The sequence below is a fragment of the Allobosea sp. BE125 genome, from assembly GCF_031456075.1.
Classification (GTDB): Bacteria; Pseudomonadota; Alphaproteobacteria; order Rhizobiales; family Beijerinckiaceae; genus Allobosea.
Window position 1 is genome coordinate 1 of record NZ_JAVDTY010000015.1, and the last position, 13,743, is coordinate 13,743.

The 13,743-nt window shown below is 65.3% G+C and carries 10 protein-coding genes; 8 read left to right on the top strand and 2 right to left on the bottom strand.

What is annotated here, in order from left to right; all coding sequences use genetic code 11:
* Positions 1 to 309: 309 nt before the first annotated feature.
* Entirely contained in the window at positions 310 to 1,692 is a 1,383-nt protein-coding gene (locus J2Y55_RS26380; RefSeq protein WP_310159368.1) for an aldehyde dehydrogenase family protein, read from the bottom strand.
* A 14-nt stretch (positions 1,693 to 1,706) separates the two neighbouring features.
* Positions 1,707 to 3,362, bottom strand: coding sequence for an acetolactate synthase large subunit (locus J2Y55_RS26385; protein ID WP_310159370.1), 1,656 nt, complete (start codon positions 3,360 to 3,362; stop codon positions 1,707 to 1,709).
* Positions 3,363 to 3,600: 238 nt separating this feature from the next.
* Between J2Y55_RS26385 and zapE the strand changes: the two genes are divergently transcribed.
* The 8 genes from zapE (at position 3,601) to odhB (ending at position 13,733) form a co-directional block, all read left to right on the top strand.
* Complete coding sequence (gene zapE, locus J2Y55_RS26390; protein ID WP_310159371.1) at positions 3,601 to 4,779, top strand: cell division protein ZapE; 1,179 nt, start codon at positions 3,601 to 3,603, stop codon at positions 4,777 to 4,779.
* A 3-nt stretch (positions 4,780 to 4,782) separates the two neighbouring features.
* Positions 4,783 to 5,265 (top strand): GNAT family N-acetyltransferase, encoded by a 483-nt coding sequence (locus J2Y55_RS26395; RefSeq protein WP_310159372.1) that lies wholly within the window; start codon positions 4,783 to 4,785, stop codon positions 5,263 to 5,265.
* Between the two features lie 6 nt (positions 5,266 to 5,271).
* Positions 5,272 to 5,871 carry a TetR/AcrR family transcriptional regulator gene (locus J2Y55_RS26400; protein ID WP_245928214.1) on the top strand — a complete coding sequence of 200 codons (600 nt, stop codon included), beginning with the start codon at positions 5,272 to 5,274 and terminating at the stop codon, positions 5,869 to 5,871.
* Positions 5,872 to 6,133: 262 nt separating this feature from the next.
* Positions 6,134 to 7,096 carry a malate dehydrogenase gene (mdh, locus tag J2Y55_RS26405; RefSeq protein ID WP_092171987.1) on the top strand — a complete coding sequence of 321 codons (963 nt, stop codon included), beginning with the start codon at positions 6,134 to 6,136 and terminating at the stop codon, positions 7,094 to 7,096.
* A 120-nt stretch (positions 7,097 to 7,216) separates the two neighbouring features.
* Entirely contained in the window at positions 7,217 to 8,413 is a 1,197-nt protein-coding gene (sucC, locus tag J2Y55_RS26410; protein WP_069688841.1) for an ADP-forming succinate--CoA ligase subunit beta, read from the top strand.
* A gap of 9 nt (positions 8,414 to 8,422) precedes the next feature.
* Entirely contained in the window at positions 8,423 to 9,307 is an 885-nt protein-coding gene (gene sucD, locus J2Y55_RS26415) for a succinate--CoA ligase subunit alpha (protein ID WP_069688840.1), read from the top strand.
* A 121-nt stretch (positions 9,308 to 9,428) separates the two neighbouring features.
* Positions 9,429 to 12,386, top strand: coding sequence for a 2-oxoglutarate dehydrogenase E1 component (locus tag J2Y55_RS26420; RefSeq protein ID WP_310159378.1), 2,958 nt, complete (start codon positions 9,429 to 9,431; stop codon positions 12,384 to 12,386).
* Between the two features lie 54 nt (positions 12,387 to 12,440).
* Positions 12,441 to 13,733: a 2-oxoglutarate dehydrogenase complex dihydrolipoyllysine-residue succinyltransferase gene (gene odhB / locus J2Y55_RS26425; RefSeq protein ID WP_310159379.1), complete on the top strand. Its 1,293-nt coding sequence runs from the start codon at positions 12,441 to 12,443 to the stop codon at positions 13,731 to 13,733.
* The last annotated feature ends 10 nt before the right edge of the window (positions 13,734 to 13,743 follow it).

The window sequence follows — 13,743 nt, forward strand, 5'->3', positions numbered from 1 at the left end:
CCAGAAAACTCGGCTGCCCTGAAACCCGGTGCATCGCGATCAATCCCCTTTATCCAAAGGGAATCACGACACTGCCGGTTATGCAAAGGTCTCCGGAGGGAGAGGGCAGGGTGAGGGGTCGGCCGTTTGACGCTTTGGCCGTGACCTCACCGCTGCCTCGTTGTGAGGTTTTCACGTAGCTGGTCCAGGGGCCTACACCTCACCCCTGCCCCTCTCCTTACAGGAGAGGGGTTCCCCGCGCCTTTCGCTGCATCGAAGAGTGAGAGCAGGATCAGCCCGAAAACCGGCTCTCACCTTTCGGGCCGATGCCTAGCTCCGGCGCATCAGGATCATCTTCTCCTGCGTCATGTCGCGCATGGTGAAGGGGATGCCGCCGGTGGCGTAGCCGGATTCGCGGCGGCCGGCGAAAGGCATCCAATCGGTGCGGAAGGTGGTCGGGTCGTTGATCATGACGGCCGAGGCATCGAGCCGGTTGGCGGCGCGCAAGGCGATGTCGATGTCCTGCGCGAAGATGCTGGCCTGGAAGGCCACCGGGAGGGAATTGGCCCGGGCGATCGCATCGTCGAGATCGCGGTAGCGGTAGATCGCGACGGCCGGGCCGAAGATCTCTTCCCGCGAGATGCGTGCCTCCTCGGAAGGATCGACCAGCACGGTCGGCTCCAGCGTCGTCTCGGAGAGCCGCTTGCCGCCGGTCAGCAGCTTGGCGCCGCCCTTCACCGCCTCGTCGATCCAGGAGGCGACGCGGTCGGCTTCCTTCGGCGTGATCAGCGGGCCGACTTCGGTGTCCTTCAGCACGGGATCGCCGGTGCGCAGCGTCTTCACCCGCGCGACGAGACGCTCGGTGAAGTCGTTGACGATGGAATCATGCACATAGATGCGCTGCGTCGACACGCAGACCTGGCCGGCATGGTAGTAGCCGCCCTTGACGATCGGTTCGATGATCGCTTCGAGATTGGCGCTCTTGTCGACGATCGCAGGCGCGACGCCGCCATGCTCCAGCGCCGAGCGCGCGCCATGGGCAAGCTTGCTATGAAGATACCAGCCGACCTTGGCCGAGCCGATGAAGCTGAGGAAGGCGATACGCGGATCGGTCGCGAGTTTTTCGGCAAGCTCGGTGGTCTCGGGGACGAAGCTCTGGCACCAAGCCTCGGGCAAACCGGCCTCATGCACAAGCGCGACGAAGTCGAGGCAGGAGAGCGGCGTCGTGCCCGCCGGCTTGATGATGACCGGGCAGCCGGTGGCGATCGCAGGCGCGACCTGATGCACGATCAGGTTCAGCGGGTGGTTGAAAGCCGAGATCGCGGCGACGATGCCGATCGGCTCCTTGGTGGTGAAGGCCCAGCGATCGGCCGCGGCCGGCGACAGCCCCATCGGGATCTCGCGCCCGGCAAAATTGCGCAATTCGTCGGCGGCGTTGTGTACGCCGTCGATGGCGCGGGTGACCTCCACGATCGCATCGGGCAGCGGCTTGCCGCCTTCGCGCGCGATCTGCAGGGCGAGATGGTCGCGCTTGCCCGCGATCAGCCCGGCCAGCCGGCGCAGGATTGCCATCCGTTCATGCGGCTTGAGCCAGCCGTCGCGGTTGCGGAAGACGCGCTCGGCGGCCTGGAGCTTGGCTTCCAGCGCGGCCGCGTCGTCCGTCGCGATTTCGGTGATCGGCGCGCGGTCGAAGGCCTGTACGACCTGCAGCATGGGTTTTCTCCCGGTCAGGCGAGCTGGATGTCGGGGCTGCGGTTGCGCAGCTCCTCGACGAGCACGCGGGTGTTTTCGGAATAGTCGATCGGCACTTCGACAAGATGGACGCCGCCCCCAGTGAAGGCGGCCTCCAGCGTCGGGACGAGTTCATCGACGGACGCGACCCGCGAGCCCTTGGCGCCGTAGGCCTGCGCATAGCGGACGAAGTCGGGGTTGCCGAAGGTCATGCCGAAATCGGGGAAATTATCAACCGACTGCTTCCAGCGGATCATGCCATAGGCGTTGTCGTTGAGGATGACGACGACGAGGTTCAGGCCGAGCCGGACCGCCGTCTCCATCTCCTGCGAGTTCATCATGAAGCCGCCATCGCCGCAGACGGCCATGACGCGGCGTTCGGGGTAAAGCATCGCCGCCATCATCGCCGAGGGCAGGCCGGCTCCCATCGTCGCCAGCGCATTGTCGAGCAGCAGCGTGTTGGCGACATGGGTGCGGTAGTTGCGGGCGAACCAGATCTTGTACATGCCGTTGTCGAGGCAGACGATGCCGTCCTCCGGCATGACCTGGCGGATATCGTGGACGATGCGCTGCGGCGTGACCGGGAAGCGGTCCTCCTCGGCGCGATCATTGATCTTGCCCAGAATCGTCTGGCGCAGCGCCAGCATCGAGGGATCGGCCGCGAGCTTGCCCTCGAGCCTGTCCGCCAGCCCCGTCACCGTCGCGCCGATATCGCCGATGACCTCGGCATCTGGGTGATAGACCTGTTCGACATTGGCCGATTGGTAGCCGATATGGACGACCTTCGAGCCGCCGGCGCTCTTCATCAGGAAGGGCGGCTTCTCGATGGTATCGTGACCGATCGCGATGATCAGGTCGGCATGGTCGACGGCCTGATGGACGTAGTCGCGCTCCGAGAGCGCGGCGGTGCCCATATAGAGGTTCGAGCCGCCGGTGACGGCGCCCTTGCCCATCTGCGTGTTGAAGAAGGGCAGGCGCGTGCGCCGGACGAAGGAGGACAGCGCCTCGACGAGGCGTGGCCTGTTGCCCGCCGCGCCGATCATGACGAGCGGGTGCTTGGCGGCCAGGATCATGTCGGCGGCGCGGTCGAGCGCGGTGGCTTGAGCGACCGGGCGCTCCAGCGGGTGGACCGGAATGACCGCGGCATCCGCGATCTCCTCGGCCGCGACATCCTCCGGCAATTCGAGATGGACCGGACCCGGCCGCTCCTCCATCGCGACGCGGAAGGCATCGCGCACCACGGATGGGATGCTGGCGACGCTGACGATCTGCCGCGTCATCTTGGTCAAGGGCTTCATCGAGGCGACGACATCGACGATCTGGAAGCGCGCCTGCTTGGCGGTCATGATCGCCTTCTGGCCGGTGATCAGGATCATCGGCATGGCGCCGAGATGGGCATAGGCCGCTCCGGTCGAGAAATTGAGCGCGCCAGGTCCAAGCGTTGCGATGCAGACGCCGGGCTTGCCGGTCAAGCGGCCATGGGTCGCGGCCATGAAGGCCGCCGCCTGCTCATGCCGCGTCAGGATCAGCTTGATGCTGGAGGTCCGAAGCGACTCGACGACATCGAGATTCTCCTCGCCCGGCACGCCGAAAATGCGGTCGACGCCCTCGTTCTCGAGCGCTTCAACCAGGAGGTCGGAGCCCTTCTTCATCACTGGCCGCCTTTCGCTAAGAAGATTGCCTCATCTGACGGTTAGGCTAGGCCGTTGCGGCGCGGACGGAAAGCCGAGCCGGGAAGGGCTGCCATGCGGCGTGCCGGATTGCGCAGGGAAGGCGCGCCTACCAAGGGAGGGCGGCATGGCTTCGAGGCCCTGCCATGCCGGGACAGGCCTTGCGGCTGGGCCTTGCCTGCCGTAACCGGAAATTCCCTTCCGCCGACGATCCCCCGCCATGGCCGCCTCGATTTCAGACCGTTACTCCGCCCTGGTCGAAGCGGGCGCCATCGAGCGCGATCCGGCGCAGGTCGCCGTGGTCAGGCGCCTGGCGGCGTTGGCCGAGACCCTGGGTGCGCGCCGGCTGGGCAGGAAGAGCAGTGCGCTCGGCTGGCTGCTCGGCGGCAAGCAGGCTTCGACGGAGGCTCCCAAGGGGCTCTACATCTGGGGCTCGGTCGGGCGCGGCAAGACCATGCTGATGGATATGTTCTATGACGCAGCGCCGGTGCCGAAGCGCCGGCGCGTGCATTTCCACGAATTCCTGGCCGACGTGCATTCGCGCATCTTTGCCTACCGGCAGAAGCTCAAGGCCGGCGAGGTCAAGGAGCCCGATCCGATCGCACCCATCGCGGCCGAGTTGGCGGCCGAGGCGAACCTGCTCTGCTTCGACGAGTTCACGGTCACCGACATCGCCGATGCGATGATCCTCGGTCGGCTGTTCACGGCGCTGTTTGCGGCCGGCGTCGTCGTGGTCGCGACCTCGAATGTCGAGCCGTCGCGGCTCTATGAGGGCGGGCTCAACCGGGCGCTGTTCCTGCCTTTCATCGCGCTGCTGACCGAGAAGGTCGAGGTGCTCAGGCTCGATGCGCGCACCGATTTCCGGTTGGAGAAGCTCGGGGGCGCGCCGACCTATCATGTTCCGGCTGACGCGGCGGCGAAGGCCGCGCTCGATGAGGCGTTCAGGCGTGTCTCCGGCTCGGCGCAGGGGGCACCGGTGACGCTGTCGGTCAAGGGCCATGAAATGCGGATTCCGCAGGCGGCCGGCGGCGTGGCGCGGGCGAGCTTTTCCGACCTTTGCAGCCAAGCCTATGGCGCGTCGGACTATATCGCGCTGGCGCAGCGCTTCCACACGCTGGTGCTCGACGACATCCCGGCGCTGGTTCGGGACCGGCGCAACGAGGCCAAGCGTTTCATCATCCTGATCGACACGCTCTACGAGCACCACGTCAAGCTCGTCGCTTCGGCGGCGGCCGAGCCGCATGAACTCTACAAGGACGGCAATGGCCGCGAGGCCTTCGAGTTCGACCGCACGGTCTCGCGATTGATCGAGATGCGCTCCGACGATTATCTCGCCTTGCCGCATGGCCGCGCCGACTCGGCTGCTTCAGGCGATAGCGGCGGGTTGGTGGAAACCTGAGCGATGGCAGGCGAGCACGTCCCGGAGATCAGACGGGCAACGTCTGCCGACGCGCAAATCATCAGCGATCTCGTCATACGCACCCTGCGCGAAACGAATGCGCGGTACTATTCTCCAGACATTCTGGAATCGGTCATCGCCAACTTTTCCAGCGACAAGATTGCCGTGCGCATCGGTGATCGCAGTGTTCTGATCGCGATGACGGAGCGCGATATCGTCGGCACGGCGAGCCTGCATGGAAACTGGGTGCGCAGCGTCTTCGTCAGGCCGGATAGGCAAGGCCAAGGCATCGGTGCGCGTTTGATGGAGAGCGTTTTAGTAATCGCCGCCGAGCAGGGGCTCGGCCAAGTCACGGTGCCATCATCGGTCAATGCCGAAGGGTTTTATGCGAAGCTGGGCTTCGTACATCTTCGCGATGAATTCCACGGAGCCGAACGCGTCATCTTGATGACGAAGGCGCTCCTTTCCCAGATCGAGCAAGGTTGAGGTCCCATGCCGATGCGCGAGCCGAGCGAGACCCGCATCCTCTCGGTCGCCAGCGAGCATCTGCGCCAGTTCGGCTTGAAGCGCTTCACCGTCGTGGCGGTGGCGGCGGAGGCGGGCATGACGCATGCCAATGTCTATCGCTACTTCCCGTCGCGCGGGGCGCTGGTCGATGCGGTCGTCGATGTCTGGCTGAAGACGACCGAGCGGCGGCTTGCCGACATCGCCGATGGGCCCGACCCTGCCGCGGACAAGCTCGAACGGTTGATCCTGGCGCTGGCCAAGGGCAATCGGGATCTGCTGAGCGAGGATCCGCATCTCTTCGCCGCGCTCTCGCAGGCGGTCGCCAAGCGCCATGCGATCAGCCGGCGCAACCGCACCCGCGTGCGCGCGCTGTTCGAGCGCGTCATCGATGAGGGCATTGCGTCGGGCGCCTTCGAGCCGCGCGACCGCGACCGGGCCATCGCCTTCGTCATCGACGCCACGCACCGCTTCATCCATCCGGCCGCGCTGGCGCTCGAGGCGGACGTGCCCCAGGCCTCGGTCGATATGCGTCTGGCCACGCTGATCCGCGTCGCGCTGCGCGTGCTGGAGACCGGGATTATCTGAAAAATCTTGTGACAAATTACAAATTATGTAAATTGTCATTGCCAATTTTCTTGGCGTTGGACAAGGCGGCCGCATTTTTGCCCGGTGCAAGTGTTTGAAATCAGGTCGATTGGTCGGTTGAGCCCCAAACTGGCGCGCATCGAGGCCGGTCTTCACCCCCGCAAACGACAGGGTTGCGGCAAAAGCCCCGTTTGGGCCAAAGAAACCCACGGTTTCGGCCGGCCACCGGCCTCCCGCAGCACCTAAGGACAAGGACTAGGATATGGCCCGCAAGAAGATTGCCCTCATCGGCGCCGGCCAGATCGGCGGAACGCTCGCGCACCTGGCCGGTCTGAAGGAACTGGGCGACGTCGTCATGTTCGACATCGCCGAGGGCATCCCGCAAGGCAAGGGCCTCGACATCGCCGAATCCGCGCCGGTCGACGGTTTCGACGCGAGCTATACCGGCACGCAGTCCTATGAGGACATCAAGGGCGCCGACGTGATCATCGTCACCGCCGGCGTGCCGCGCAAGCCCGGCATGAGCCGCGACGACCTGATCGGCATCAACCTCAAGGTGATGAAGTCGGTCGGCGAGGGCATCAAGCAATACGCCCCCAAGGCCTTCGTCATCTGCATCACCAACCCGCTCGACGCCATGGTCTGGGCGCTGCAGAAATTCTCGGGCCTCAAGCCCAACATGATCTGCGGCATGGCCGGCGTGCTCGACAGCGCCCGCTTCCGCCACTTCCTCGCCGATGAGTTCAAGGTCTCGGTCAAGGACGTCTCGGCCTTCGTGCTCGGCGGCCATGGCGACGACATGGTGCCGCTCGTGCGCTATTCCGGCGTTGCCGGCATCCCGCTGCCCGACCTCGTCAAGATGAAGTGGACCACCCAGGAGCGTCTCGACGCCATCGTCGAGCGTACCCGCAAGGGCGGCGGCGAGATCGTCAACCTGCTCAAGACCGGCTCGGCCTTCTATGCGCCCGCGGCGTCCGCGATCGCGATGGCCGAGAGCTATCTCAAGGACCAGAAGCGCGTCCTGCCGGCGGCGGCCGCGCTCAAGGGCCAGTACGGCGTCAAGGACATGTTCGTCGGCGTGCCGGTGGTGATCGGCGCCAAGGGCGTCGAGAAGGTCGTCAAGATCCGCCTCAACGGCGCCGAGAAGGCGATGCTGGAGAAGTCGGTGGCTTCGGTCCAGACCCTTATCGACGCCTGCAAGGCTGTCGATCCGTCATTGGCGTGACATAAGGGCAGTCGGCAATAGGCAGTCGGCAGTCGTGAAACTGGCGCCGGCTCGCTTTGCTACTGCCTACTGCCTATTGCCGACTGCCAAAATAACCTTCGCTTCAGGGAAACCGAGCACATGAACATCCACGAATATCAGGGCAAGGCGGTACTCAAGGAGTTCGGCGCGCCGGTCTCCGCCGGTTTTCCGGCGCTGACGGTCGCCGAGGCCGTCGAGGCCGCCAAGAAGCTGCCCGGACCGCTTTATGTGGTGAAGAGCCAGATCCACGCCGGTGGCCGCGGCAAGGGCAAGTTCAAGGAACTCGGCCCTGACGCCAAGGGCGGCGTGCGGCTGGCCAAGTCGGTCGCCGAGGTCGAGAGCCACGCCAAGGAGATGCTCGGCAACACGCTGGTGACCGCGCAGACCGGCGATGCCGGCAAGCAGGTCAACCGCCTCTATATCGAGGATGGCTCGGACATCGAGAAGGAGTTCTACCTCTCGGCCCTGGTCGACCGCGAGACCTCGCGCGTCGCCTTCGTGATCTCGACCGAAGGCGGCATGGACATCGAGGCCGTCGCCCATGACACGCCGGAGAAGATCGAGACCTTCTCGGTCGATCCCGCCACCGGCATCATGCCCCATCACGGCCGCGCCATGGCGCGGATCCTCGGCCTCTCCGGCGATCTCGCCAAGCAGGCCGGCACGGTGCTGGGCCAGATCTACACGGCGTTCGTGTCCAAGGACATGGACATGCTGGAGATCAACCCGCTGATCGTGACGACGCAGGGCCAGATCAAGTGCCTGGACGCCAAGATCTCGTTCGACTCCAACTCGCTCTACCGTCACCCCGAGATCGTGGCGCTGCGCGACACGACCGAGGAGGACGACAAGGAGATCGAAGCCTCGAAATATGACCTCGCCTATATCGCGCTCGACGGCACGATCGGCTGCATGGTCAACGGTGCCGGCCTCGCCATGGCGACGCTCGACATCATCAAGCTCTATGGCGAGGAGCCGGCGAACTTCCTCGATGTCGGCGGCGGCGCCACGGAAGAGAAGGTCACCGCGGCTTTCAAGATCATCACCGCCGATCCGCAGGTGAAGGGCATCCTGGTCAACATCTTCGGCGGCATCATGAAGTGCGACGTCATCGCGCGCGGCGTCATCGCCGCGGTGAAGGCGGTCGGCCTTCAGGTTCCGCTGGTGGTGCGCCTCGAGGGCACCAATGTGCAGGAAGGCAAGGACATCATCTCGTCCTCCGGCCTGAACGTCATTTCCGCCGACGATCTCGACGATGCCGCCCAGAAGATCGTGGCTGCGATCAAGAAGGCCTGAGGAGAAACCATGTCCATCCTGATCGACAAGAACACCAAGGTCATCTGCCAGGGCTTCACCGGCAAGAACGGCACCTTCCATTCCGAGCAGGCGATCGCCTATGGCACGCAGATGGTCGGCGGCACCTCGCCGGGCAAAGGCGGCGCGCTGCATCTGGGCCTGCCGGTCTTCGATACCGTCGCCGAAGCCCGTGACAAGACCGGCGCCACGGCGTCCGTCGTCTATGTGCCGCCTCCGGGCGCCGCGGACGCGATCTGCGAGGCGATCGACGCCGAGATCCCGCTGATCATCTGCATCACCGAGGGCATCCCGGTGCTCGACATGGTGCGCGTCAAGCGCTCGCTGTCGGGCTCCAAGTCGCGGCTGATCGGGCCCAACTGCCCCGGCGTCGTCACGGCGGGCGAAAGCAAGATCGGCATCATGCCGGCCAACATCTTCAAGCCGGGCTCGGTCGGCATCGTCTCGCGCTCGGGCACGCTGACCTATGAGGCGGTGTTCCAGACCACCCGCGAGGGCCTGGGCCAGACCACGGCCGTCGGCATCGGCGGCGACCCGGTCAAGGGCACCGAGTTCATCGACATGCTGGAGATGTTTCTGGCCGACGAGCACACCAAGTCGATCGTGATGATCGGCGAGATCGGTGGCTCGGCGGAAGAGGACGCGGCGCAGTTCATCAAGGACGAAGCCAAGCGCGGCCGCAAGAAGCCGATGGTCGGCTTCATCGCCGGTCGCACGGCGCCTCCCGGACGTCGCATGGGCCATGCCGGCGCGATCATCTCGGGCGGCAAGGGCGGCGCGGAAGACAAGATCGCGGCCATGGAAGCGGCCGGCATCCGGGTCTCGCCTTCGCCGGCGCGCCTTGGAAAGACCTTGGTCGACGTGTTGAAGGGCTGAGGGTCTCGCGCGTCATGGTCGGGCCTGGCCCGACCATCTCGTGACGCGCTGGACGCTACCGAAAAGATGGTCGGCTCAAGGCCGACCATGACGTTGCAGGCAGGAAAAGGCAGGACAGATCATGGCTCGCCAGGACATCAACGAGGCTCTCGCCCAGACGGGTTTCCTCTATGGCGGCAACGCAGCCTATATCGAGGATCTCTACGCCCGCTATCAGGCCGATCCGAAATCGGTCGACGAGCAGTGGCAGGGTTTCTTCGCCGGGCTGAAGGATGAAGGCTCGGCCATCATCCAGAACGCCAAGGGCGCCTCCTGGAAGAAGCCGAACTGGCCGGTTCACGCCAATGGCGAGCTGGTCTCGGCGCTCGACGGCAACTGGGCCGTGGTCGAGAAGATCGTCTCCGACAAGCTCGGCGCCAAGGCCAAGGCCGCTGGCACCGCCCTGAGCGCGTCTGACGTGCAGCAGGCGACGCGCGATTCCGTGCGCGCCATCATGCTGATCCGCGCCTACCGCATGCGTGGCCATCTCCACGCCAAGCTCGACCCGCTGGGGATCGAGCAGGCCCGGGATCCCGAGGAGTTCTCGCCGGCCGCCTTCGGCTTCACCGAGGCCGATCTCGACCGCAAGATCTTCATCGACAACGTGCTCGGCATGGAGTTCGCCACGATCCGCGAGATGACCGCGATCCTGCAGCGCACCTATTGCAGCACGGTCGGCATCGAGTTCATGCACATCTCCGATCCGGAGCAGAAGGCATGGCTGCAGGAGCGGATCGAGGGCCCAGACAAGGAGATCGCCTTCACCCGCGAGGGCAAGAAGGCGATCCTGAACAAGCTCGTCGAGGCCGAGGGCTTCGAGAAGTTCATCGACCTGAAATACACCGGCACCAAGCGTTTCGGCCTTGATGGGGCTGAATCGTTGATCCCGGCGCTGGAGCAGATCATCAAGCGCGGCGGCGCGCTCGGCGTGCGCGACATCGTCTTCGGCATGGCCCATCGCGGCCGCCTCAACGTGCTGACCCAGGTTCTGGGCAAGCCGCACCGCGCGCTGTTCCACGAGTTCAAAGGCGGCTCCTTCGCGCCTGACGACGTCGAGGGCTCGGGCGACGTCAAGTATCATCTCGGCGCCTCCAGCGACCGCGAGTTCGACGGCAACAATGTCCACGTCTCGCTGACCGCCAACCCGTCGCATCTCGAAATCGTCGACCCCGTCGTGCTCGGCAAGGTCCGCGCCAAGCAGGACCAGTTCGGCGATGTCGTCGAGCGCTCCAAGGTGCTGCCGCTCCTGCTGCATGGCGACGCTGCCTTCGCCGGCCAGGGCGTGGTGGCGGAATGCCTGGGCCTGTCCGGCCTGAAGGGCCACCGTACCGGTGGCTCCGTGCATTTCATCATCAACAACCAGATCGGTTTCACGACCTATCCGCGTTATTCGCGCTCCTCGCCTTATCCGTCCGATGTGGCCAAGATGGTCGAGGCTCCGGTCTTCCATGTGAATGGCGACGATCCGGAAGCCGTCGTCTTCGCCGCCAAGATCGCGATCGAGTTCCGGCAGAAATTCCATAAGCCGGTCGTGGTCGACATGTTCTGCTATCGCCGCTTCGGCCATAACGAGGGCGACGAGCCGGGCTTCACCCAGCCGCTGATGTACCGCAAGATCCGCGGCCACAAGACGACGCTGGAGCTCTATTCCGCCAAGCTCGAGGCCGAGGGCGTGATCCAGCCCGGCGAGGTCGACGAAGCGCGCGCGGCCTGGAAGGCCAAGCTCGAGATCGAGTTCGATGCGGGCCAGGCCTTCAAGCCGAACAAGGCCGACTGGCTCGACGGCCGCTGGGCCGGCATGAAGGCGATCCGCGCCGACGAGGACGATCCGCGTCGCGGTGCGACCGGCGTTCCCGCCGAGGTTCTCAAGGAGATCACCGAGAAGATCACCGCGACCCCGCCCGGCTTCAACGTCCACAAGACGATCCAGCGCTTCCTCGACAACCGCCGCAAGGCGGTCGAGACCGGGCAGGGCATCGACTGGGCGACGGCTGAGTCGCTGGCCTTCGGCTCGCTCCTGCTCGACGGCAACCCGGTCCGGCTCTCGGGCCAGGATTGCGAGCGCGGCACCTTCTCGCAGCGCCATTCCGTGCTGATCGACCAGGAGACCGAGGCGCGCCACACCTCGCTGAACCATATCCGCGAGGGCCAGTCGCGCTACGAGGTCATCAACTCGATGCTCTCGGAAGAGGCGGTGCTCGGCTTCGAATACGGCTATACGCTGTCGGAGCCGAACGCCCTGACCTGCTGGGAAGCGCAGTTCGGCGACTTCGCCAATGGCGCGCAGGTGCTGTTCGACCAGTTCATCTCGTCGGGCGAGCGCAAATGGCTGCGCATGTCGGGCCTCGTCTGCCTGCTGCCGCATGGCTATGAGGGCCAGGGGCCGGAGCATTCCTCGGCTCGCCTGGAGCGCTTCCTGCAGATGTGCGCGGAAGACAATATGCAGGTGGCGAACTGCTCGACGCCGGCGAGCTATTTCCACATCCTGCGCCGCCAGCTGAAGCGCGACTTCCGCAAGCCGCTGATCCTGATGACGCCGAAGTCGCTGCTGCGCCACAAGCGCTGCGTCTCCGACCTCGCCGAGCTCGCCGAAGGCTCGACCTTCCATCGCGTGCTGCATGACGATGCCGAGCGCGGCCGCTCGACCACCAAGCTGGTCAAGGACGCCAAGATCCGCCGCGTCGTGCTGTGCTCGGGCAAGGTCTATTTCGACCTGCTGGAAGAGCGCGAGAAGCGCGGCATCGACGACGTCTATCTGATGCGCGTCGAGCAGCTCTATCCGTTCCCGCTGAAGTCGCTGGCGCAGGAGCTGGCGCGCTTCAAGGGCGCCGACGTGGTCTGGTGCCAGGAGGAGCCGAAGAACATGGGCTCCTGGACCTTCGTCGAGCCCTATCTCGAATGGGTGCTGGGCCATGCCGGGGTCAAGTCGAAGCGGCCGCGCTATGTCGGACGCCCGGCATCGGCAGCCACGGCGACCGGCCTGATGTCCAAGCACCTCGCACAGCTCAACGCGTTCCTGGACGAAGCCTTCGCGGCCTGACACCAGTAGCGCCCATCACGACACGCCAGACAAAGACACCAACAGAGGCCTGACATGGCGACCGAAATCCGCGTACCCACCCTCGGCGAATCCGTCTCCGAGGCCACGATCGGCAAGTGGTTCAAGAAGCCTGGCGACGCGGTGAAGGCCGACGAGCCCTTGGTCGAGCTGGAGACCGACAAGGTCACGCTCGAGGTCAACGCGCCAGCCGCCGGCGTGCTTGGCGAGATCGTCGCCAAGGAAGGCGACACGGTCGGCGTCAGCGCGCTGCTCGGCATGATCACGGCTGGCGACGGCAAGGCCGCCGCTCCCGCCAAGGCCGAAGAGAAGAAGGCCGACGCCGCTGTGGCGCAGGCCTCTGGCAAGGCTGGCGAATCGAGCTCGGCCGCGGCCGAGAAGAAGGCTGGCGAGGTCGCTGGAGACACGCAGATCAAGCCCGCGACCAAGGCTGCTGATTCCGGCCCGGCCGTCTCGCGGCTGGCAGCCGAGAGCGGCGTCGACCCGTCAGGCGTCAATGCCTCGGGCAAGGATGGCCGCGTCACCAAGGGCGACATGCTGGCCGCGATCGCGGCCGGTTCCGCAGCTCCCGCGCCCGCTGCCCCGGCTGCGCCGATCCAGGTGCGTGCTCCGTCGGCGCCCGACGACGCCTCGCGCGAAGAGCGCGTCAAGATGACCAAGCTGCGCCAGACCATCGCGCGCCGCCTCAAGGAAGCCCAGGCGACGGCGGCGATGCTGACCACCTTCAACGAGGTGGACATGTCGGCGGTGATGGCGCTGCGCAACCAGTACAAGGACGTGTTCGAGAAGAAGCATGGCGTGAAGCTCGGCTTCATGGGCTTCTTCGTGAAGGCCTGCGTGCAGGCGCTGAAGGAGATCCCCTCCGTCAATGCCGAGATCGACGGCACCGACATCGTCTACAAGAATTATTATCACGTCGCGGTCGCGGTCGGCACCGATAAGGGCCTGGTCGTGCCGGTGGTGCGCGACGCCGATCAGCTCTCGATCGCGGGTGTCGAGAAGGCGATCGGCGTGCTCGGCAAGAAGGCGCGCGACGGCGCCCTCAAGATCGAGGACATGCAGGGCGGCACCTTCACCATCTCGAATGGCGGCGTCTACGGCTCGCTGATGTCGACGCCGATCCTGAACGCGCCGCAATCGGCGATCCTGGGCATGCACAAGATCCAGGAGCGCCCGATGGTCGTCGGCGGCCAGATCGTGGTGCGCCCGATGATGTATCTGGCGGTCTCCTATGATCACCGCATCATCGACGGCAAGGAAGCGGTGACCTTCCTCGTCCGCATCAAGGAAGCGCTGGAGGACCCGGCGCGTCTCGTGCTGGATCTCTGAGGACCTTTGG